Here is a 22929-nt window from a genome sequence, read left to right as displayed (position 1 = left end):
GTCTCGCACTTGCAGGAGTAGACTCGCCGGGGTTGCTCCTTGATACCACGCCGATCGTCGCCTTGCGCCGACAAGTGCAGGTGAACGGGAGGAATTGAAAACACAGTTCGAGTGGCATCGGGAAATTTGAAAATGCGTCTGTCAAAGGTTGACCTGAATCTCTTCGTTGTCTTCGAAGCCGTCTACAGAACACGAAACCTGACGCGCGCAGCGGAAATGCTATTCATCACTCAGCCTGCTGTCAGCAATGCATTGTCGCGGATGCGCAAAACATTCGACGATCAGCTGTTTGTGAGTACGTCGGCCGGCATGATGCCGACGCCCGTTTCGGAAAACATCATCGGCCAGGTTCGTGAGGCGCTGCAGCTGCTCGACTCGAGTACGCACGTCGGCGGACGCTTCGATCCCGGCTCGTCCGAGCGCACGTTCCGGCTCAGCATGACCGACCTCACGGAGGCGCTTCTTCTGCCTGCGCTCGAGGAGGTGCTGCAGCGACTGGCGCCCGGCATCCGCATCGAGAGCTACTTCACGACGCGTAAAGAGGTTCCGGAAGCGCTAGCGAGCGGTGCAGTCAATCTTGCGATCGACGCGCCGCTGATTGACGATCCTTACCTCGAGCAGGAACCGCTCGGCCGCGACCGCTATGCCTGCATGCTGCGTCGCGATCATCCGTTTACGAAGAAGAAGCTGACGATCGACGACTACCTCAGCTTCGGTCACATCCACGTATCCAGCCGCCCCCAGGGATCGGGTCTCGTCGATGGCGAGCTGACCAAGCTCGGCGTCAGGCGATCGATTCAGACGCGGGTCCAACACTATCTGGTGGCCCCGTTGATTGCGATGCGAACCGATCTCGTCCTCACGGCCCCCCTCGTGCTCCTCAAGCGCTATGACGCGCGAATCCTGGAACTGCCGTTCGATCTTCCTGATCTTCAGTCGCATGGCTACTGGCATCGAAGCGTGACGGGGGACCCGGCTCATCGTTGGTTGCGCGAGCAGGTTGGCCGGCTCATGCTGGAAATGAACCAGTAGCGCGGATCTACGGGGCAGGCGAGGGATGTGGGATATACGCCTGGTGTCACGAAAATCTATAGTCGACTATCACAACAATAAATTTCCTGAATGATGCGGCGCTGGGTATTCTGCTAGCCATGTTGACGCGAGGCTGGCATGGCAGAACTCTATCTTGTACGGCATGGTCAGGCGTCCTTCGGCGCTGACAACTATGACGAGCTATCACCTTCCGGTCGTACCCAATCGAGCTGGCTCGGCGAATACTTCGCGCAGGCGAACTTGCGGTTCGATCGTGTTGTCATCGGCACGATGCAGCGGCATCGGCAAACCGCCGACGCCATTCTCGCCGCAATGGGCGGCCCGCCAATCGAGCTCGCGCAAGACGCGGGTCTGAACGAATACGATTTCGAAGCATTGTTCGCGGCCGTGGGCGATGAGGGCTTGCCGTCAGCTCTGTCCGCCACCAGTTCAAAGAAGGACTTCTACAAAGGGCTCCGGCACGTGCTGCAGCTCTGGGCCGATGACCGCTTGCCGGGTGCTGTTCCTGAGACATGGCAGCAATTCCAGACGCGTGTCCAGCGTGCGCGCAGCGATATCCAGCGGGCTGGCGGCAGGCGCGTTCTGGTGGTGAGTTCGGGTGGCCCGATCGCGGTCACTGCCCAGCAGGTTCTACAGGCGCCCGCTGCGAGCGCGATTGCACTGAACCTGCAGATTCGAAACAGCAGTGTTTGCCAATATGTCTTTAACGACGACGCGATGTCGCTCGTCAGCTTCAATTCCGTGCCGCATCTCGAACATGCCGAGAGGCGTGAATTTGTCACCTACGGCTGACCTCAATCCGGATTCCTGCTAGATGAACCACCCCAGTCTCCAGTTCGACATCGACGATCTCACACGTTATCTGACGGTGCACGTGCCCGGGTTTCAAGGGCCGATGACCGTCGAGAAATTTCCCGGCGGCCAATCCAATCCGACGTTTCTTTTGAAGGCGCAAAGCGGAAGCTATGTGTTGAGACGTCAACCTCCCGGCGATCTGCTCAAGGCGGCGCATGCGGTTGATCGCGAGTTTCGTGTGATATCGGCGCTCGGCCGGACACCGGTCCCTGTCGCTCGCGCGTATCACCTTTGCGAGGACCGCGATGTCATCGGCAGCCTGTTTTACGTCATGAGCTACGAAGACGGGCGAATCTTCTGGAACCCGGCGCTGCCCGAAGTACCCGTCGAGGAACGTGGCGCCATCTATGACGCACTGCTTGGCACAATGGCCGCTCTCCACGACGTGGACATCGACGAAGCCGGATTGTCCGACTACGGCCGCCCGGGTAACTATTTCGAGCGTCAGATCGACGTTTGGACCAGGCAATATCGCGCCGCGCAAACCGATACGTTGGCGGCCATGGAGTCGCTGATCGAATGGCTGCCTGCCCACTGTCCGGCGGAAACGGGAAAGCCTTCGCTCGTGCACGGCGACTTTCGTATCGACAACATCATCTTCACGCGCGATGCGCCTCAAGTCCGCGCCGTTCTCGATTGGGAACTCTCCACGCTCGGCAATCCGTTGGCTGACATCGCGTACTTCTGCATGTGTTTGCGGCTTCCGCCCGGCAGCCATATCGCCGGACTCGCAGGCTTGAATCGAGGCGCGTTGGGCGTGCCGGATGAGGCGTCGATTGTCGAGCGATATTGCGCGCTGCGGGGCATTTCGTCGATTGAGAACTGGAACTTCTACCTGGCGTTCAGCTTCTTCCGACTCGCCGCGATTGCACAGGGCGTGAAGAAGCGGGCCCTGGGCGGCAACGCGTCGAACGAAAAAGCGCGGCAGGTGGGGGAGATGGCCGGAGCGCTTGCGAAGATGGGCATTGACCTGATCTGAAGACAGGCAGGAAATCGGAACGTAGAAATAGGAATACTGATCGTGACTACAAATCTGTTTGACCTGAAAGGAAAGATTGCGCTGGTGACGGGCGCGAGCCGGGGTATCGGCGAGGAGATCGCGAAATTGCTCGCCGAGCAGGGTGCCCACGTGATTGTGTCGAGCCGCAAGCTGGAAGATTGTGAATCCGTTGCAAGCGAGATCAAGGAAGCGGGCGGGAGCGCCGAAGCGTACCCGTGCCACGTGGGGCGTCTCGAGGACATCCACGCGATCTTCCAGCATATTCGGGCACGGCATGGCCGTCTGGACATTCTCGTCAACAACGCGGCCACCAATCCGTATTTCGGCCACATTCTCGATACCGATCTGTCGTCCTTCGAAAAGACGGTGGAAGTCAATCTGCGCGGTTACTTCTTCATGTCCGTCGAGGCGGGCAAGTTGATGCGGGAAAACGGCGGCGGCGCGATCGTCAACACGGCTTCGGTCAATGCATTGCAGCCTGGCGACAGACAGGGCATCTACTCGATCACCAAGGCCGCCGTTGTCAACATGACGCGGGCCTTCGCGAAGGAGTGCGGACCGTTGGGGATCCGGGTGAATGCGCTGCTTCCCGGACTGACCAAAACCCGCTTTGCAGGGGCGCTGTTCGCAGATCAGGCCACGTACGAGAGCTGGGTGTCGCAGATTCCGCTGCGACGTCATGCGGAACCTCGCGAGATGGCGGGTACCGTGCTGTACCTGGTGTCCGACGCTGCGAGCTATACCAACGGAGAGTGTATCGTCGTCGACGGTGGACTGACGATCTAGTCATGGGGTCGAGGCACGGTACTGGCCACGTCGTTGGCCGTGCATCGACAACACCAATCAGATTATGGAAGAGTAAAAATGGACTTTGCATACAGCCCGAAAGTCGAAGCGCTGCGTACTCAGGTGCGTGCGTTCATGGACACGCATATCGTTCCGCGCATCCGGCAATGGCACGATGAAGTGAGTGCCGGTCAGTATCCGGTTTCCTTTATGGAGACCTTGAAGGATAAGGCGCGTGAAGAGGGTCTCTGGAACCTGTTCTTGCCGCATCTGCGCGATGACGAGCCCGGTACCCGCCTGACCAATCTCGAGTACGCGCCTCTCGCTGAGATCATGGGCCGGGTGTCGTGGGCGTCCGAGGTGTTCAACTGCAACGCGCCGGACACGGGCAATATGGAATTGCTGCATATGTTTGCCACGCCCGCTCAGCGCGAGAAGTGGCTCAAGCCCCTTCTCGACGGCAAGATCCGTTCGGCGTTCGCGATGACGGAGCCGGCGGTGGCCTCTTCGGACGCGACCAATATCACCACGTCGATTCGTCGCGACGGGGACGACTATGTGATCGACGGCCGCAAGTGGTTCATCACGAATGCAGCCCATCCGAATTGCCAGATCTTCATCGTGATGGGCAAAACGGATCCGGACGCGCCGAGCCACAGTCAGCAGAGCATGATTCTCGTGCCCCGCGATACACCCGGCGTCAAGGTGATCCGCAATATTCCGGTGGTCAATCACGTGGCGCCGGAAGGCCACTGCGAGATCGAGTTCAAAGGCGTGCGCGTGCCGCGATCGAATCTGCTCGGTGAAGAGGGTAGCGGCTTTGCACTGGCGCAGGCGCGTCTCGGGCCGGGACGGATTCATCATTGCATGCGCTCGATCGGCGCCGCGGAACTGGCGCTCGAGTTGATGGTGGAGCGGGCCCAGGCGCGCACGGCATTCGGCAAGACGCTGTTTGAACACGGAACAGTCGCCGAGTGGATCGCGAAGTCCAGAATCGAAATCGATCAGGCGAGGCTGTTCGTTCTCAAGGCCGCGTGGATGATCGACAACGTGGGTGCGAAGGACGCGCGCAAGGAGATCTCGATGATCAAGGCGCTCGTGCCGACAGTTCACACCGCCGTATGCGAGCGGGCGATGCAGGTGTTCGGCGCAATGGGGCTGAGCCCCGACACGCCATTGGCCGACAGCTGGACGTGGGGCCGTGCATTGCGCTTCGCCGATGGCCCGGACGAGGTTCACTTGCAGAGCATTGCACGGATGGAACTCAAGACGCAGCCTTATGCGCCGGGCAAGGTCAATCCTTACCTGACGCCCTCGGTGTAACGGATAGCGCCAGGTTCAAGGGGCTCCTCCTTGCTGAAGAACCTGGCGTCGCCCTCACGCGTTCGCGCGTCCGCGCGGTCCGGTCTCGCGCATGAATATAGCGAGCACCATGGCAAGCACGATGCCACCGATCAGCCATGAACCGGCTGCCCGGAATGTAGACAGATCCATTGTGCCGCCGTTCGCATGGTGGGCGAGCAGCTTGCCGTACACCGGCGTGAGCAACGCGCTGAATGTGAACACCAGAAAATTGATCGCGCCGCTGGCGCTGCCTTTCACGTTGTCGGGGTTGACTTCCTTGATCACCGTGTAGGGCAGCATCGCCGCACCGGAGCCGATGCCGAGCAGCAGGCCGAGCACATATGGCGGCGCCACGCCGGCCGGCAGATAAAAAATGCCGGCGCCCGACACCAGCATCAGCAGCGCACCGCCGATCAATACCGGCTTGCGGCGGCCCAGACGGTCGGCCAGGTAGCCTAGCAGCGGGCAGCCGATCACCCAGCCGAGCGGCACCATGCTCGCGCGATTGACGGCCTCTCCATAGCTGACGTTGAGACCGCTGTGCAGGAATGGAATGCCCCAGATCATGTCGCCAATCGTAGTCGGCAGGAACAAAAGGCCGGCGCAGAAGCCGCAAAGGTAGGACTGCGGATTCGTGAGTACCTGCTTGTACGGCGCGAACATCTTCAGCCACGAGCCCTGGCTGGCAGGGCTGTTGTCATGGGCTGCCGGCGTCACGAAGAGCACCAGTAGGGCGATCACAAAGATCACGAGGCCGGACAGCCACCAGAACTGCTGCCATGTGATGACGCCGTGAATGAGCGGCGCGACGGCGAACTGACCCGCGGAACCGCCCAGCATACCGAAGCATTGAGTGAAGCCTACCGCCGTCGCAAGAGAGCGTGGCGGAAAGCCGTGCGTGGCGAGATACACCGCGCCGATAAAGCCACACGCCGACCCCGCGCCTTGCAGCAGGCGACCGACCTGCGCCGCCTCCACGCTGCCAAGGCCGAACAGCGCCGCCCCAACAGCCACGAGAACGATGCCGGCCGGAATGACCGCCTTGCCGCCGAGCCGATCGAGCAGCGCACCGCAAAGAATCGAGAACAGCGCATAGGTGTAGTAGTACAGGCCGACGAGCGCACCCACGCCCAGCGCATCGCGCGCGAACGCCGCACTCAGCTCGGGCACCATCACGCCCGGCGCTGAACGCAGCATGTACTGCATGAAGTAGAACGCGGCACAGAAAAGCCATGCGATGACGAAGCCCATGTGGATGGGCTCGCGTTCGGATGGAGCATCTACAGTGCCGACGATTTTGCTGGACATGGTTCGAATCCCATTGCGTGGATAACGGTCCCTATACGCGTGCGGACTGCATTACCGGAACAGATTGACCTTTGCGAGGTCGATGAGCTGCTGGCCGCGACCGTCCATGACGGCACGAAGCATGAACAGGCCGAAGTGGTAAGCCTGGTCGGCGCTGGTCGAGGGAGGCATCACGAGCTCCTGACGTGCGCTTACTACGTCGACGAGCGCCGGGCCCGGATGGGCGAACGCTTCGCTTAGCGCACCTTCCAGCTCCGCAGGGTGCTCGACGCGTATGCCTTTGATTCCGATCGCATTGGCCATCGCGGCGAAATTCGGATTCTTGAGGTCGCATCCCGTATCGACGAAGCCACTGGCCTTCATTTCCATTTCCACGAAGCCCAGCGTTCCGTTGTTGAGCACGACGACTTTGACCGGCAAGCCTGCCTGAATCAGCGTGAGAAACTCACCCATCATCATGGTGAAGCCGCCGTCGCCCGACATCGAGATCACCTGCCGGTCCCTGAAAGCGGCCTGCGCGCCAATCGAGTGCAGGAGCGAGTTGGCCATCGAGCCATGATTGAACGAACCCACCAGGCGCCGCTTGCCGTTCATCTTCAGATAGCGGGCTGTCCATGCGATGGGGGTGCCGACGTCGCAGGAGAAGATGGCATCCTCGGCGGCGAGTTCGCTGACGAGCCGGGTCACGTATTGCGGATGAATGGTGCTGCTGCCCGCTTCGGGCTCGGCCAGCGAATCCAGATTCGCGCGAGCCTTGCGATAGTCGTCGAGCGCGCGATTCAGGAAGCTGCTGTCCGTATTCTGCTGAACCATGGGGAGCAGTTCGGTGAGCGTGTCCTTGACCGTTCCCAATACGCCAAGCTCAATTGGGCATCGATTGCCGAGGGCTTCTGGCCTTGTATCGACTTGAGCGATCGTCACCCCCTCTGGATAGAACTGTCGATAGGGAAAATCGGTACCCAACATCAGAAGCATGTCGCAGCTCTTCATCGCGGAGTACCCGGAGGAGAACCCGACAAGGCCTGTCATTCCCACATCGAATGGGTTGTCGTATTCGATGTACTCCTTGCCTCGCAGCGAGTGCACGATCGGCGCTTGCAGCTTGCGGGCGAGTTCCACGACTTCTGCGTGCGAATCCTTGCAACCCGCTCCACAAAGCAAGGTCACGCGCGACGACTGGTTCAACAGAAGGGCGAGTTTCGCGATGTCGGCGTTTGCCGGGCGAATCATCGGAGCGGACGGTGCGCTCCAACTCGGCACAGGTTTTGTGAGCGGGCCGAGCGCCACGTTGCCGGGTATCACGACAACAGCGACGCCTTTGCGCGCAACGGCCGTCCGGATCGCACGGCCCAGAATCTGCGGCAGTTGGTCGGGATGGGTGACGAGCTCGACGTAATGACTGCATTCCTTGAACAGCACTTCGGGATGAGTCGACTGAAAATAGTCGATGCCGATTTCCGAACTGGGAATATGCGCAGCGATAGCGAGCACAGGAACGCCGCTGCGTTGGCAGTCGAACAGGCCGTTGATCAGGTGCAGGTTCCCCGGGCCGCAACTCCCGCAACAGACTGCGAGTTGTCCTGTGAGATGCGCTTCGGCGCCCGCGGCAAAAGCCGCGCTTTCTTCATGCCGCATGTGAACCCATTCAATGGAACCTTCGCGACGCAAGGAATCCGTGAAGCCATTCAGCGAATCGCCCACCACGCCGAACACACGCTTCACGCCCGCATTGACCAGTGCACCAACCATGTAGTCGGCAGCTATCGTTGCCATTTCATATCTCCATAGATTAAGAATTCGCGGCCCATCGGATGCTTATGGGGAGGCAAAAGAAGCGCATTCCGCGTGAGTGCGTCGTCCTTTGGCGCAGGACGAATGAAGACCCGTTCGCCACGCGATATGTTCGATAGTAGCCGGCCGGTCCTAAGACGACCATTACATGAATCTGGAACATCGTGGCGAGGCAATTCTTGCTCCGCGCCGGCTGAGCAATGAGGTCAGGTATCCGAACTTACTGTGGACTACCGCGCTACATAAATATGTAATGTCGCGGCAAGGTGCGAAGCTATACCTTCTCGTCGTGCCATCGCGGCATCGTGAAACTCACGCTCAAGCTTCGCCGGGAAGCCGTTCGCATCCGCCTCGCCGATGCAACATCGACTCGACCTATCCACTAACCGGACGCTGACACGGTGGCCTTCGTGCAACCGTGCGGGTCCTCGCATTCTCGAAAATTGGAGCTACTCATGGCCCATGAACTGTTGACGCCCGACACGTGCGCGCTCGCGCTTATCGATCATCAGCCGCAGATGTTCTTCGGCACGCACTCGCACGAACGCACCACCATCCTTCACAACATTCAGATCCTCGCGAAGACCGCGAAGCTCTTCAAGGTGCCGACCGTTCTGACGACGGTCGCCGCCGATACCTTCAGTGGCCAACTGCTGCCGGAAGTGCAATCGGTGTTTCCGCAGATCAAACCGATCGATCGCACGTCGATGAATTCGTGGGAAGACAAGGGCTTTCGCGACGCGATCAAGGCGACGGGCCGCAAGAAGATCGTGATCGCGGGCTTGTGGACGGAAGTGTGCGTCGCTTTCCCGAGCGTGCAGATGCTGGCTGAAGGCTTCGAGATCTATGTGCCGACGGACGCCTGCGGCGATATCACTGGGGAAGCCCATGAGCGTGCCGTGCAGCGCGTCATCCAGGCAGGCGCGGTGCCGCTGACCTCGGTGCAGTTCATGTGCGAACTGCAACGTGACTGGGCGCGCGGCGAAACGTACGAAGGCTGCATGGAGATTTTCAAGGCGCATACCTCGTATGGCATCGGCGTGCGCTACGCGAAGCAGATTCTTGGCGGGCACGCGAGCTAGGCGAACTGATTGCCTCACGCCATTTTTCACGCGCGACGCGTTTGTCGGCGCGCGTGAAAGGCGTCTGACCAACCATCACGGAGAGCGACGATGACCGCACCGATTCAGCCCAGCCGCATTGCGGACCTGGTGATCTATAACGGCAAGATTGCGACGCAGGACGACAAGCGTTCGTTCGTGACGGCGCTCGCCATCGCGAAGGGCGAGATCGTTGCGAGCGGCAACGATCACGACATGATGCAATGGGCGAACGAGTCGACGCGCCGCATCGATCTGAAGGGACGCACGGTCGTTCCCGGGCTCAACGATTCGCATCTTCACATCATTCGCGGCGGTTTGAATTTCAATCTCGAACTGCGCTGGGATGGCGTGCCCTCGCTGCGCGACGCGCTAGAGATGCTGCGCGCGCAGGTTGCACGCACGCCTGCGCCGCAATGGGTGCGTGTTATCGGTGGATGGAACGAATTCCAGTTCGCGGAGAAGCGGGGCCCGACGCTTGAGGAGATCAACGCGATCGCGCCGGACACGCCCGTCTTCATCCTGCATCTCTACGACAGCGCGCTGCTGAACGCTGCCGCGCTGCGTGCGGTCGGCTATGACCGCGATACGCCGAATCCGCCGGGCGGCGAAATCCAGCACGACCGCCGCGGCAATCCGACCGGCATGCTGATCGCGCGTCCGAATGCGGGTCTGCTGTACGCGACGCTCGCAAAAGGACCGAAGCTGCCGCTCGACGACCAGTTGAATTCGTCGCGCCAGTTCATGCGTGAGCTCAACCGCCTGGGCGTGACGAGCGCGATCGACGCAGGCGGTGGCTACCAGTCTTATCCCGACGACTACGCCGTCATCATGGAACTCGCGAAGCGTAACGAGCTGACCGTGCGAATTGCGTACAACCTGTTCACGCAGAACGCGAAGCAGGAAATCGAAGATTTCGCGAGATGGGTCAAAGTCACCAAACCTGGTGACGGCGACGATTTCCTGAAGATGAATGGCGCCGGCGAAATGCTCGTGTTCTCCGGCGCGGACTTTGAAGATTTTCTGGAGCCGCGTCCGGACCTTCCGGACGTGATGGAAAGCGAACTCGAAGCCGTCGTGCGGCTGCTCGTGCAAAACCGCTGGCCGTTCCGGCTGCATGCCACTTACGACGAATCGATCGAACGCTTCCTCAACGTGTTCGAGCGTGTCAACCAGGACACGCCGTTTAACGGCCTGCGCTGGTTTTTCGACCACTGCGAAACCATTTCGGCGCGCAATATCGACCGCATTGCCGCGCTGGGCGGCGGCATCGCCGTCCAGCACCGGATGGCCTATCAGGGCGAATACTTCATTTCCCGCTACGGCGCCGAAGCCGCGGCGCATACGCCGCCTGTGCGCAAGATGCTCGCGGCCGGGTTGCCGGTCGGCGCGGGGACGGACGCAACGCGCGTCGCGAGCTTCAATCCGTTCGTGTCGCTGTACTGGCTTGTTTCGGGGCGCACGGTGGGCGGCACGCTGATGTACGCCGCGCAGGACCGGCTGGATCGCATGGAGGCGCTGCGCCGTTATACGGTGGGTAGCGCATGGTTCTCGAACGAAGAGACGAAGAAGGGCGCGCTCGTGCCTGGCCAGCTAGCCGATTTCGCGGTGTTGAGCGACGACTACTTCACGATGGAAGAAGACGGCATCAAGCATCTGAGCTCGGTGCTGACGGCGGTCAATGGGCGGATTGTCTACGCGGCCGAAGAGTTCGAAACGTTCGACCCGCCTGCGCTGCCCGTTAGCCCCACGTGGTCGCCCGTCGCGGAGTACGGCGGCTATGCGCGCTATCGTCCTGCGGTGCCGCTCGTGCAGTCGTGCAATGACGCATGCGTGAACCTGTGCGGTGTGCATCGTCACGCGCATGCGTGGGCATGGCGCAGCAACGTACCCGCAGGCGACGCGAACGCGTTCTGGGGCGCGCTCGGTTGCAGTTGTTTCGCGTTCTAGGAGCAGGCAGGCGATGAAGCGTTTTCTCACTTTCGATGTGGCGCTGCTGTTTCTGCGCGTCACCGCGAGCGTGCTCGTGCTGCTCGTGCATGGACTGCCGAAGGCAATCCACTACACGAGTCAGCTCGAGGCGATCGAAGACCCGTTTCATCTCGGCAAGATGCTGACATTAGGCTGTGCGATCTTCGCGGAGGTCGTGTGCCCGCTGCTGATGATCGCGGGCATCGCGACGCGGCTTGCCGCGCTGCCGATTATGGTGGTCTGCGTGGTCGCGCTGGGTTTCGTGCATCGCGAATGGACGTTGGGCGAGGCGCAATTCGCGTGGATGCTGCTGATCATGTTCGGAACCATCGCGATCGGCGGTGCGGGACGCTACCGGATTGCGCTGCCGCGGTTCGTGCAACGGCAAGCCTGAGCGCATCGCGCGTGAGGATCGAATCATGCCATATCTGATCTCGCTGGGAGCTGGCCTCGTGGTCGGTCTCCTGTACTACCTTGTGCGGGTGCAATCGCCCGCGCCGCCGCTGATCGCGCTTGCCGGGCTGCTCGGCATTGTGATCGGCGAGCACGCGATTCCGTTTGTGCAGGCGCGCATACGCACGCCGGATGCACAAACCCAAAGCGCGCCGCCCGTTGCCGGCACCAAACCGACACCGTTATGCAAAGAGGATCAGTAGACGCGGTGGCGTGGTTCGCTGCGCAACCCGGTCAGGTGCCCGGCGAAGACACGTGTCTTGCCTTGATAGCGGGTTATGTCGACACGCTCGGCTTCGTCGCGCTGTTCGGCCTTTTCACCGCGCACGTGACCGGAAACTTCCTTCTGATCGGCGCGGCACTTGCGCACGGGGGGCATGGCCTGCTGATCAAGTGGCTCGCGTTTCCAGCCTTCGTCGCCGGAATCGTGTTCGCCCGCATGCTTGACAACAGGCTGCTGCATCGCGAACCGTCAGTACGCGCACACGCGTTGTACGTGTTGCAGGCGGTGCTGCTGGCGGGCTATATGACGGTGGGCCTGCTGGCTATGCCTGTCACCGATGCCGATGCGCCGCTCACCATCGCCTGCGGCCTGCTCGGCGCGGCGGCGATGGGCGTGCAGAATGCGCATGGGCGGTTGACGACGCGCGCCGTGGTCGCGAACACGGTGATGACAGGCAACGTTACGCAGGCCGTGATCGACGGATTCGATCTGCTGTTTTCATCCAACGACCTGGCCGTACGGCAGGCGGCGCGCAGCCGGTTGTTGCGCATACTGCCGCCCGTCGCCGGTTTTGCGGTGGGCGCGTGCGCGGGCGCGGCGGGCTTTCTGCTCGCGTCATTCTGGGCGCTGCTGTTGCCGCTCGCCGCGTTGTGCGTGCTCGCGGTGCTGGTGCGCAGGACGGGCACGCCACAGGTCGGAACCTGATTGTGCCGCGCAACGCTGCGGCATCCCTTACCAGCCAGGAGTGTTTTCTATGAGTACCGTCAAGATGGTTCGAGTGTTGCGGGCCGCTGTCGTTTCGATTGTGTCGATAACGGCGCTCGGCATGGCGCTGGGCGCCTCGCCGGTTTTCGCCGAGACCGATCATCAGAACGTAGGCAAGAGCCTGCCGGTCGTGTCGGTCGGTCCGCAGTACGACACGACGCACGTTTATGTGGCGACCCAGGACATCGACGCGTTCGTCGACAGTTTTGTCGCGACCTTCGGCGGCACGGCTTCGCCGCGCGCCGTGTTCACGGTCACGCCGACGCCGAGCAAAACGGCTTCGCAATACGTGCGGACGCCGGTGGGCATGCTGTCGGTCTTCGCATTCCAGACGCCGATACCGTATCCGTTCGGCAGCGAACGCACGGGCTACCTGGTCACCGATATGGACAAGGCCGTTCGTGCCGCGCGCGCCGCGGGCGCGGATGTGATCGTGGATACGTTCGACGATCCGATCGGCAAGGACGCGGTGATCCAATGGCCCGGCGGCCTGAATATGCAGTTGTACTGGCATACGAAGGCGCCTTCGTACGGTCCGCTCGAGACGGTGCCCGACAATCGCGTCTATGTGTCCGCGCAATCCGCGGATAACTTCATCAAGCGCTTTGTGCGCTTTTCGCACGGCAAGGTCGTGTCCGACAACCGTCACGCGGACGGCGGCGAAATCGGCCGATCCGGCGAGACGATCCGGCGCGTGCGCATCACATCCGGCTTCGGCACCATGCTCGTGTTCGTGACCGACGGCAAGCTGCCTTATCCGTTCGGCCGCGAAGTCACCGGCTATCTGGTCGCCGATCTCGACGCGACGCTCACGAAGGCGCAGGGCGTCGGCGTGAAGGTGCTGTCGCCGGCGAACAGGACAGTTGAAGGGCGCACGGCCATGGTCGAATTTCCCGGCGGCTACGTCGCCGAGATTCACGAGCTGGCGAAATGATGCAGCTTCGCTCGCTGAAGCGCGCGACGTCGAAGGCGGCTGCCTGCGCCGCGCTCGCGGTATGCGGATGGGCAGACGGCGTGGACGCGTTCGCCGCCGACAACGTGGCGGATGCGGTTGCCGGCGTGGCCGCTGCGCCTCAATGCACCGTGAAGCGGCCGTCGCCGCTGTCATTCAACCACTGGCAGGAAGACTGGTCGGTGCTGGCCAATCCGTGCGTGCCGCGCGAGCCGTTCGATGCGCTCAAGTACATCTCGCCCGGCAGCGATCCGTCGACCTATCTGTCGCTCGGCGCGACCCTGCGTGAACGCTTCGAACTGAACAACACGCCACTCTTCGGACTCGGCGCCGCGCGACCCGACAGCTACGTGATCGAGCGCGCCGAAGTGCATGCCGATGCACGCATCGGCATGCATGTACAGGCGTTTTTCCAGCTCGAGGATGCGCGGCCCTTCGGCAAGGATGCCGTTTCGCCCGTCGACAAGAATCAGCTCGACATCGAGCAGGCGTTCGTCGCGTTCGTCTATGGCGTAGGCGGCGGCACGTTCAAGGCGCGCGTCGGGAGGCAGGAGATGGCGTTCGACTTGCAGCGGTTCGTCTCGGTGCGTGACGGGCCGAACGTGCGTCAGGCGTTCGACGCGCTGTGGGCCGATTATGAAATCGACAAGTGGCGCTTCATCGGCTATATGACGCAGCCTGTGCAGAATCGCGACGTCACGACCTTCGACGATGTGTCGAACCGGCATCTCACGTTCAGCGGCGTGCGCGTGGAACGTGCGAACACGGGGCCAGGCGATCTGTCAGCGTACTGGTCGCGCTATAACCGCGACAACGCGCGCTTTCTCGATGCGGCAGGCACCGAGCATCGCGATGTATTCGACGTGCGTTACGCGGGCAAGGTCGCGTCGTTCGATTGGGATGGCGAATCGATGGTGCAGACAGGGCACGTCGGCAAGGACACCATCGGCGCGTGGGCGTTCGGCTTGCTGGGCGGCTATACGCTCGCAACGGTGGCGGGGTCGCCGCGTTTCGGTTTGCAGGTCGACGGCGCATCAGGCGACCGGCATCCGGGCGATGGACGCGTCGAAACCTTCAATCCGTTGTTTCCGAACGGCTACTACTTCACGCTGGCGGGATACACCGGCTACAGCAATCTGATTCATGTGAAGCCGTCGATCACCTTCAAGGTATCGCCAAAGCTCACGTTACTGACGGCACTCGGTTTCCAGTGGCGCGCGACGACGGGCGATGCGATCTACGGTCAGGGGATGGCCGTGGTGCCCGGCACGGCGGGAAAGGGAACCCGCTGGACGGGTATGTATGCGCAGATTCGCGCGGACTGGCTCGTCAGCCCGAATGTCGCGCTCGCGCTGGAAGCAGTGCATTTCGAAGTCGGCGATTCGATCCGCGCGTTGGGGGCGCGCAACGCGGACTACGTGGGCGTCGAAGCGAAGTTCGGATGGTGACCGATGACAGGAGGGGGCCCGCTCAACGCTTCGAGCGGATCTGAATCTTCAGAAGCCTTCTTCCAAAGAGACCGCTTCGAGGACCGTGGCCAGAATCATCGCTTCGATGTTGAGTGGTGTAGGTTGAACCCGCTTGGGTCGATACACGGCATGGCCTCTCTTGATGGCCTGGCCACTCAGGGCGCAAACTCCGGCTTTCTTCGCGACGCAACGCCGCCAATGCTGCTCGCCGTAGCAGCAGGACGTCGCGTCGCTCCACGCAACCGTTGCCGAGCTCCGTCCACGGCGCTCCAGCACCCGGATGACGCATTCGCGGAAGTCGCTTTCGCCGCCCTGCGGGCGGAGGCAACTGGACACAACCGGTGCCTGTGTTTCGCCTTCGTTCGAGAGAAGCGCCATGGTTGACTGCCACGTTCTGTCTGTTTCAATGGGAGCTTGCATGATACGGTTCCTCGATTCACGTTAGAGCTAACCCTCGACCTTGACTGGATGATAGGTAGCAGACTGGCGGGCCGCTATTACATGATTGTGGAGGGCGTCCCTCGTTCGCCCTCCAGCACCGTGCTCCGCTCAGCGACTGGTCGCTCCACTGATCTCGACGTCCGGACACGCGGCGTCATCGCTCGAGACTGGCAGGACGACGCTAAAGGTCGATCCGTAGCCCTGATTATTGGCGGCAGTAAGAGAACCCTCATGCGCTTCGATAATGGAACGCGACACCGCAAGCCCGATGCCCATGCCCTTGCTCTTGGTCGTGACGAATGCGTCGAATATGCTGTCGTCGCCCACGATGCCCGAACCGTTATCGATCACCTTGAGAAGCACGGATCCGTCGTGAAGCGCCCTTGCGGTAATGAGAATCCTGGGCGTGCGCCCGGAGTTTTCCGTGGCCTCTATGCCGTTCGTGATCAGATTTAGCAGGACCTGCTGAATCTGTATCTGGTCGACGAACACCGGCGGCAGGCCATCGGGCAAATCGAGGTCGATGTCGGCGGTATGTCTGGTTTCGTCTTGCCGTAGCAGCCGTACGGATTCGAGGACCATGTCTTTCACGTTACGCTTGCACTTCTGGAATGATTGGCTCTTGAACAGTGCGCGGATGCTTTTCATCGTCTCATCGGCGGAATGGGCATCTCGAACGACGCTTTCCGCGGACGTCCTGGCCTCACTTAAATTGGGCGGGGATGCTGCGAGCCACCGATTGCAAGCCTGCGCATTGGCGATAACGGACGTGAGAGGCTGATTAAGCTCATGCGCAATAGAGGCGGAGAGTTCTGCGACGGTGGCAATCTGGGTTGCCCGTGCAAGTTCAGCCTGAGTGTGCCTGAGCCGGTCCTCTGCACGCTTGCGTTCGTCAATGTCAAGACTGAGGCCATACCATTGAACAATGTTGCCGTCGACGTCCCTCATGGCTTCGCCAATGTGCTGGTACCACCGGTAAATCCCGTCGTTTCGGCGAAGCCGCGCAGCGTGGCAGTACGCCTCGCCAGTCTCGACCGAGTGTGTCCACGCTTGAACCATAGTGTCCAGGTCGTCAGGATGGCAGGTCTTCTGATAGCCGCCGCCCGCGAGCTGCGAAAGATCCATGCCAACGAATTCGACGATTTTTCGATTGATGTAGGTGAGCCCCCCTTGTGGGTCGTTGCTCCAGAGCATGGCGGGGATAGTCTCGATCAGTTCGTGTAGCTGGTGCTCCCGCTGTTCGAGCACAGCTTCCGTTTGCTTGAGATCGTCGATGTCTGTACATACGCCGAACCAGTGCAGGATCTGTCCGCTTTTGTCGCGAAACGGTTCGCCGCGAGCGAGATACCAGCGCAGTGCGCCATCGGCGCCTGCAATCTGGTACGTGTCCTGATACGACACACCTTCGTGGACAGCTTGCCGCCAGCGCGAGCGGACACGAAGACGGTCCGCTTCCGGGATGCGGCGAAGTAACATTTCGCCGTCGAATTCTTCCTCGCTCGCGCCCATGAAGGCGAGCATTTGGCGGCTCCATCTGTCGACTTTGCCTTCCGGTGTGGCTCGCCAGATCATCGCGGGCAATACGTCGACGAGTCTTCGCAAATTGAGCTCTTCCGTGCGAAGAACCTCCTGAGCTAGCTGCCGCTCGTGGATATCCGTCGAAAGTCCATACCAGTTCACGATATCGCCGTTGGCATTCCGCATGGGCGTGCCTTTGCATTGAAACCAGCGATACGTGTTGTCAGCCGCGCGGAACCGATGGACCGAGTCGTAAGGTCTCCCGCTAGCGCGGGAATCTTGCCAGGCCTCAAGGGTTGAGGCTGCGTCATCCGGGTGCACCAGGTGAAGCCAGCCGCGCGTTTTCAGATCCTCAAACCGTAGGCCGGTGTAGTCCTCAGCGCGTTTGTTCACATATTCCAGGCGGCCATGAGCGTCCGTCCGCCAGAGCAGGCTGGGAACATTCTCGATCAGCCAGTTCAGTTGCGCTTCCCGCTTGCGGATCAATTCTCTCGACTCGCTTGCCGTTAGCGCCTGTCGAACCTCGAGATCGACATCGTCATCCTTCGAGTGGGCCGTCGAGTCTGGCGGTTGGGTGTAGCGGATGTGCCGCGGGCGTCGGGAGACCAGCTCGGCACAAAGCCATGCCGCGCCGATCGCGAGGGCGCAACGGCCGATCGAGCCGGAGGACAGAGGAGGGTGACCGGCAGTCAACATCGTGCCGGCGATCCCGAGCGAGACGAAACCCGCGGCAAGACGCCCAAAGCTGCGGTCGAAAAAGTGCGCGACCAGAACAACCATGACGAGGCCGAAGCAGCCCGTGACCGGTTCGAGTAAGCCTGCCATTGCTGACGTGCCCGCTATGGCGACGCTGAGGGCGGCAAGCCGGGACGAGCGTGGTATCAACACGGTAAGCATGTCAACCTCGGAGTTCGTCGACGTATTGAATAGTGCTACTCCACATTTTCACATCAATGGCGGGATTTTCCAGCGAAAAGCTCATTAGCTCGCCAGGCGAGCGGAGAGGGTTGACGGTTACTTCATCTCGTACCGCGAGGTCTGATCGTGCGTGCTGTTGTGGCGCGAATCGATTACGAGGCAATGGTGGAGATAGGTCATACCATTGCAGATGGGTGTCTTTTCGGGAACTGCCGGTCAGGCAAGCTCAGGAAAAAGATCAGGGGAAAAAAGATCAATTTAGAACTTTGCGTCGGATTGCACCATTACATATTCATGTCGCTAACTCATGTTGCCAACTTCAGCATGCAGCTAGTCTGAACCCACAAGGCCGAGGTCCCGTGCACGCGCAACGGCTTGAGCGCGCTTGTCGACGCCGAGCTTCACGAAGACGCTTTTCAGATGAGATTTGACGGTTTCGGCGCCAATTCCGAGCACATTCGCGATTTCCTTGTTCGACTGTCCGCGCGCAATCAGGTCGACGATTTCACGTTCCCTTGAACTCAGCGACCCGCGCTCGGTATCGCGTCGACGGTGGCCGCCTGGCTGATAGAGAATCCGCGCGCCGTCGAGCAGATGATCGACGTAGGCAATCAGCTCGTTCGAGTGCTCCTTCTGCTCCGCGTCTTCACGAACGGCGTCCAGCAGCAGTCCGATGTTCGGCCCTACGTCGAGAATGGACTGGTACACGCCTGCGGGCGTGGCGACTTTCAGGACTTCGCGAAAGATCGCGATCGCACGGGCATGTTCGTTCGCGGCCAGCCAGACCAGTGCAAGCATGGTTCGCAGGCGTAGCGCCTCGAAATCCGCATGGCGTCCGTCGGCGCTCCGCAGCGCGGCACCCAGCACCGTGGTGGCTTCTTCGGTCCGCTGTTGGGCTGTAGCAACAGCGGCCGCTGCGAATGCGCGATAGTTCTCGATCTCGAGCGAGATGGAACGCGAAGGGTGGGCGTTGGGGGCCGCCATCTGATCGAGTTGCGCGACGCACGCAGCCGCTTCGACCATCCTGCCTTCCGCAAGATAAAGCCGTGTGCGTTCAACCAGGGCGGCGGCGGTCATGCGGTCCCATTGCCGTTCGCAACTCAACGCCTGGCCCCGGTCGAGCAATGCGTACGCCTGCGTCACGTCCGAACGCGCGACGGCGATCCGGATGAGGAGGCGGTAGGCAATCAACACGCTATCGAGCAGGACCGCAACGTCAATGACCGGCATTAACCCGGCAACCAGCGTTTCAGCTTTGTCCAGCCGGCCCTGTTCGTACCAGATCTGGCCGATCATCGGTGCGCATAGCGCCACCGAGATCGAATCGGGACCGGCATGCCTTTCGGCCAGTTGCATCGATTCCGTGAAATACCGTTCGGCAAGCCCGAAGTGCAACTGTTGCATCTCCGCGTGTCCCAGCAGGCACTGCCGGTAGACCGAAGAGTACAGATTGCGCTGATTTTCTTCGGCTGAATAGGACATCCACGGCGTTGCGTAAAGCGCTTCGAGATTGCCGGCTTTCCAATGGGCGAAGCGCACGACGTTGGACGCCACATTGGTGGTCCAGATATCGGCGGTCGGCCGCTCGATGCATGGTTCAGCGATAACGAGTGCGCGCTCGGGATCATCCTGCAGGCCCGCGACAACCGAGCGGATCGCCTGGCATTCGCGCCGGATGTCTTTGGCTTCGGCGCCCGTGCTGGACGCGAGACCATGTTCGACTACATCCAGCATCGCGAGCGCCTCTTCGAAATGCATGGCGAGCGCCATGCCCCAGGCGATCGCCAGCGTAACCTTCACCTGTGCACCGGCCAGACCGGCGGGAAAGCGGCGCTGCAGGTCGAGCAGCGTGAGCAGGTCGCCTTTCTTGACCAGCGCCATCGCGCACCGCTCCATCAGACGAATTGCGTTATCCGTGTTGCCCGCGGCGATCGCGTGTCTGACTGCCTCCGTCCACAACTCCTGATCGGCATACCACGCGCACGCACGGCAATGCAGTTCCGCCACCTCGTCGGCGTGCAGTGCCTCGAGTTGGGCCCGCAAGTATTCGCCCATCAGAGGGTGATAACGGAACCATTGCCCATTGTCGTCGAGCGCCTGCAACAGCAACTGCGCCCCGGCGATTTCGTCCAGCATCGGCTGGCTCGTGCGCAGGCCCGTCACCGCCTCGCAGAGCGGCGCGCTCAACCGGTCGAGTATCGACGTGCGCAGCATGAACCCGACCATGTCGGGGGACAGGCGCTCGAACATGTACTCGATATAGGCGGCGAACGGCCGCGACCTACCGGAAGGCGCATCCCGCTCCCGAACCGTCTCGCCATCCTTGCGCGATAGCATGGACATCTGGATGCGCAGCGCCGCAGCCCAGCCCTCCGTGCCCGCAAAGAGCGTCTGGATGGTCGAAGCGTTCAGCTCTCCGGGCAACGTGCGTTCGACAAAGCGCCTCGTTTCGTCGAAGTCGAAACGCAACACCGACCCGTCGATTTCCAGCAGATCGTCTCCTGCTCTCAGCCTCGCGAGCGGCAGCGGCGGATCGGTGCGGCTGCAGAGGACCACATGCACATGAGGCGGCGCCTTTTCGATCAGGAACGACATTGCATCGTGTACGGCCGGCAGGCGGACCTGGTGATAGTCGTCAAGAAACAGGACGACCTCGTCGTCGACTTCGACAAGCTCGTTGACCAGTGTGGAAACGACGGCGTGCAACGGGACGAATGCGGCGTCGGCAGTCAGGCTGATCGCCGCGGCGCCGACCTTATCGCAGGCATGCCGCAACGCGTGCGCCAGATAGTTGAGGAAGCGCGCGGGTTCATCGTCTTCCGTGTCGAGCGACAGCCACGCCACTAATGCACCGTTCGCGCGCAACCGGTCGAGCCAACTGAGCGCCAGCGAAGTTTTGCCGAATCCGGCGGGCGCCTTGATCACGGTGAGACGTTTGTTCGCGGCGCGCTCGGCGAGGCCGGCGAGCCGCGGACGCGCGATGAGATCGACCGGCACGCGCGGCGGAACGATCTTCGTTGCGAGGAAAAGGTGCAGTCCGCTCGCGGACGTCTCTCCAGTCACACGCATGTTTCAGTCACCCATTGTTTTGAGCCAGCCAATTGTTGGGAGGCGCGCTTGCCACCCCCTCATTTGCAGAAGCACTCCCCCGGGACGGGGGAGGGTGTGACTCTCCCCAATCTGGGGGATGGCAGGGCGCGCCGCGCCAGGCGACCATATGCGCACATCCGCGCCTCGCCAGGACCGACTCATTTTTCGCCCCATGATACGCCGCGTCGAATCCCATTGCGCCGGCGCTCCTTGTCCTTCGAAATCGTGCGTCCGTTATTGATGGGTGTCTATCCGTGTTAGCCAATGTTCCAAGAATCAGCGATTACTTGCGGGAAAAAACTGTTTCGATCGCAGCTGATCTGACGCATGTCGTCGAACGCACGCTGGCGATACTGACGCAGATGGACGGATACAGGTTGCTCGCACCGGCGGCGCAGCGGGACCTTCGCGAATCGGTCGCGCTGTCGGCCAAAGTCTGGTTCGAGACGCTGTTGTCGGGTGAACTCCCCTCGGCGCAGGACATGGACGTGTTTCGGGAAATCAGCCAGCGACGTGAACATCAACGCGTGCCGCTGCAGAGCCATCTGCAGGCGTTGCGCCTCGGGTTGCGGGAAATCTGGAGCATCTACATTGCGCTCGGCGAGCTGGACGAGCGTATTGCCAAAGAACTTCTGGCCGACGTCTCGCTGTATCTGCTGGATCACTTCGATTTCGTTGCACAGACTATTGTGCGGACCTATCTGGGTGAGCAATACCGGCAACCGCGGTGGGCGGAACTGGCTGTTGCAATCGAGGAAGGTGCGCGCCGTTCCGAAAGCGTACGGCATCATCTCGTCGCACTCCTCGAGCAATTATTGGCCGAGCCGGACTTGCTCTCGACGCTCGAAGTCGAGCAGGTTCGGGAGCACCGCGGCACCGAAGGGGCCGGCGCGCAAGTGATGAAGTTCTTCGGCCTCGACGTGGACATCGACGACGGCGCGGAATTATCGAAGGCCTTGCGCGACGCGCAGGAGAGGCTCGCGCAGGCGTCGCGGCTCGCGGCCGTGGCTGAACTCTCCGCTTCCATTGCCCACGAACTCAACCAGCCGCTCCAGGCCATCGTGGCGCATGGGCAGGCCTGCGTGCGATGGCTCGCTGCAACGCCGCCCAGGCTCGACGAAGCCCGCTACTCGGCCGAGCAGGTTGTGCGCGACGCGAATGCCGCGGCAGATGTGGTAAGCCGCATTCGCGCTCTTTTCAGGCATACGGCTCCGCAAAAGGTTGATCTCGATGTCAACAAGCTGATTCTTCAGGTATGCACGCTGATGGCCGACGACATCCAGCACAACGCGGTTTCGCTCGAGACAATTCTCGGCGAGGACGTGTCGAAGATCAGCGCGGATGCGGTTCAGATTCAACAGGTGATCGTCAACCTCGTGCGCAACGCGATCGAAGCGTTAGCGGCAACGGAGGAGCGACCGAGGCTGCTGGTGATCCGCTCACGTCGCGATGCCGGCAATGTGGTGGTCGATGTGGAAGATCACGGTGCGGGGCAGGTGAACTTCGAGAGGATCTTCGAGCCGTTTTTTACCACGAAGAAAACAGGCATGGGCATGGGCCTGGCAATCTGCAAGTCGATCGTGGAAGCACACGCGGGCCGGATTGGGGCCGTGCGCAACGTGTCCCGCGGCGTGACCTTCAGCTTCAGCCTTCCGATAGAGAGATCGAACGCAAGCTCAAGTTGACGATAGACGAGGGTATCCTCAGCAGCCTCTGGCAACGTGCTGTGTCTACACATCTTCCCAGCCTACTGCTTCATATCGGGCCGTGATATTACATATTTATGTAATGCAGAACACGGCTGCCTATTCTTCCGGACGACGATTCCGGCGGCTATAATTTTTTTGTCGGCAGGACCACGTAAGAACAACATTCAACGAGATTATCGTGGA

General features: G+C 61.2%; 18 protein-coding genes. 13 read left to right on the top strand and 5 right to left on the bottom strand.

Going from position 1 to position 22929, the window contains the following annotated elements; genetic code table 11:
• The first annotated feature begins 132 nt into the window (after window positions 1–132).
• The 5 genes from M0D66_RS17325 (at window position 133) to M0D66_RS17305 (ending at window position 5017) form a co-directional block, all read left to right on the top strand.
• Window positions 133–1032 carry a LysR family transcriptional regulator gene (locus M0D66_RS17325; RefSeq protein ID WP_093639927.1) on the top strand — a complete coding sequence of 300 codons (900 nt, stop codon included), beginning with the start codon at window positions 133–135 and terminating at the stop codon, window positions 1030–1032.
• Window positions 1033–1170: 138 nt separating this feature from the next.
• Complete coding sequence (locus tag M0D66_RS17320) at window positions 1171–1845, top strand: histidine phosphatase family protein (protein ID WP_211705426.1); 675 nt, start codon at window positions 1171–1173, stop codon at window positions 1843–1845.
• A gap of 22 nt (window positions 1846–1867) precedes the next feature.
• On the top strand, window positions 1868–2887 hold the full coding sequence (locus M0D66_RS17315) for a phosphotransferase (RefSeq protein WP_200619102.1): 1020 nt from the start codon (window positions 1868–1870) through the stop codon (window positions 2885–2887).
• A gap of 42 nt (window positions 2888–2929) precedes the next feature.
• Window positions 2930–3694 (top strand): SDR family oxidoreductase, encoded by a 765-nt coding sequence (locus M0D66_RS17310; RefSeq protein ID WP_093639918.1) that lies wholly within the window; start codon window positions 2930–2932, stop codon window positions 3692–3694.
• Between the two features lie 78 nt (window positions 3695–3772).
• Window positions 3773–5017 (top strand): acyl-CoA dehydrogenase family protein, encoded by a 1245-nt coding sequence (locus M0D66_RS17305; protein WP_093639914.1) that lies wholly within the window; start codon window positions 3773–3775, stop codon window positions 5015–5017.
• A gap of 54 nt (window positions 5018–5071) precedes the next feature.
• Here M0D66_RS17305 and M0D66_RS17300 read toward each other — a convergent pair whose 3' ends face one another.
• Both M0D66_RS17300 and poxB read right to left on the bottom strand, forming a co-directional pair.
• Window positions 5072–6346 (bottom strand): MFS transporter, encoded by a 1275-nt coding sequence (locus M0D66_RS17300; RefSeq protein WP_093639911.1) that lies wholly within the window; start codon window positions 6344–6346, stop codon window positions 5072–5074.
• 51 nt (window positions 6347–6397) lie between these two features.
• The gene (poxB, locus tag M0D66_RS17295; protein WP_266211071.1) at window positions 6398–8119 is read right to left on the bottom strand and encodes a ubiquinone-dependent pyruvate dehydrogenase; all 1722 of its coding nucleotides are present in this window, start codon (window positions 8117–8119) and stop codon (window positions 6398–6400) included.
• Window positions 8120–8592: 473 nt separating this feature from the next.
• Between poxB and M0D66_RS17290 the strand changes: the two genes are divergently transcribed.
• The 7 genes from M0D66_RS17290 to M0D66_RS17260 all read left to right on the top strand — a co-directional run bounded on the left by M0D66_RS17290 (window position 8593) and on the right by M0D66_RS17260 (window position 15049).
• Window positions 8593–9219: a hydrolase gene (locus tag M0D66_RS17290; protein WP_093639905.1), complete on the top strand. Its 627-nt coding sequence runs from the start codon at window positions 8593–8595 to the stop codon at window positions 9217–9219.
• A 90-nt stretch (window positions 9220–9309) separates the two neighbouring features.
• The gene (locus tag M0D66_RS17285) at window positions 9310–11187 is read left to right on the top strand and encodes an amidohydrolase (RefSeq protein ID WP_200652267.1); all 1878 of its coding nucleotides are present in this window, start codon (window positions 9310–9312) and stop codon (window positions 11185–11187) included.
• Window positions 11188–11200: 13 nt separating this feature from the next.
• Entirely contained in the window at window positions 11201–11602 is a 402-nt protein-coding gene (locus M0D66_RS17280; protein ID WP_211705423.1) for a DoxX family protein, read from the top strand.
• Between the two features lie 25 nt (window positions 11603–11627).
• Window positions 11628–11864 carry a DUF1427 family protein gene (locus M0D66_RS17275; RefSeq protein ID WP_200619105.1) on the top strand — a complete coding sequence of 79 codons (237 nt, stop codon included), beginning with the start codon at window positions 11628–11630 and terminating at the stop codon, window positions 11862–11864.
• Window positions 11846–12589: a YoaK family protein gene (locus M0D66_RS17270; protein ID WP_211705422.1), complete on the top strand. Its 744-nt coding sequence runs from the start codon at window positions 11846–11848 to the stop codon at window positions 12587–12589. Before M0D66_RS17275 ends, M0D66_RS17270 begins: the two co-directional genes overlap by 19 nt.
• A gap of 49 nt (window positions 12590–12638) precedes the next feature.
• Window positions 12639–13583 (top strand): glyoxalase, encoded by a 945-nt coding sequence (locus M0D66_RS17265; protein ID WP_211705420.1) that lies wholly within the window; start codon window positions 12639–12641, stop codon window positions 13581–13583.
• Complete coding sequence (locus M0D66_RS17260) at window positions 13580–15049, top strand: alginate export family protein (protein ID WP_211705419.1); 1470 nt, start codon at window positions 13580–13582, stop codon at window positions 15047–15049. The genes M0D66_RS17265 and M0D66_RS17260 overlap by 4 nt, the downstream gene beginning before the upstream one ends.
• Before the next feature lie 48 nt (window positions 15050–15097).
• Here the strand turns inward: M0D66_RS17260 and M0D66_RS17255 are convergent, their stop codons facing one another.
• The 3 genes from M0D66_RS17255 to M0D66_RS17245 form a co-directional block, all read right to left on the bottom strand.
• The gene (locus M0D66_RS17255; protein ID WP_093639885.1) at window positions 15098–15490 is read right to left on the bottom strand and encodes a DUF3331 domain-containing protein; all 393 of its coding nucleotides are present in this window, start codon (window positions 15488–15490) and stop codon (window positions 15098–15100) included.
• Between the two features lie 129 nt (window positions 15491–15619).
• Window positions 15620–17926 carry a PAS domain-containing sensor histidine kinase gene (locus M0D66_RS17250; protein WP_093639882.1) on the bottom strand — a complete coding sequence of 769 codons (2307 nt, stop codon included), beginning with the start codon at window positions 17924–17926 and terminating at the stop codon, window positions 15620–15622.
• Window positions 17927–18277: 351 nt separating this feature from the next.
• Window positions 18278–21016 carry a LuxR C-terminal-related transcriptional regulator gene (locus tag M0D66_RS17245; RefSeq protein ID WP_211705417.1) on the bottom strand — a complete coding sequence of 913 codons (2739 nt, stop codon included), beginning with the start codon at window positions 21014–21016 and terminating at the stop codon, window positions 18278–18280.
• A gap of 308 nt (window positions 21017–21324) precedes the next feature.
• Between M0D66_RS17245 and M0D66_RS17240 the strand changes: the two genes are divergently transcribed.
• On the top strand, window positions 21325–22722 hold the full coding sequence (locus tag M0D66_RS17240; RefSeq protein WP_234487090.1) for a sensor histidine kinase: 1398 nt from the start codon (window positions 21325–21327) through the stop codon (window positions 22720–22722).
• The last annotated feature ends 207 nt before the right edge of the window (window positions 22723–22929 follow it).

It is taken from the genome of Paraburkholderia sp. SECH2, from assembly GCF_030464795.1.
Lineage (GTDB): Bacteria > Pseudomonadota > Gammaproteobacteria > Burkholderiales > Burkholderiaceae > Paraburkholderia > Paraburkholderia aspalathi.
Note: the sequence above shows the minus strand (reverse complement) of the source record. Positions and strands in the feature narration are given on the sequence as shown.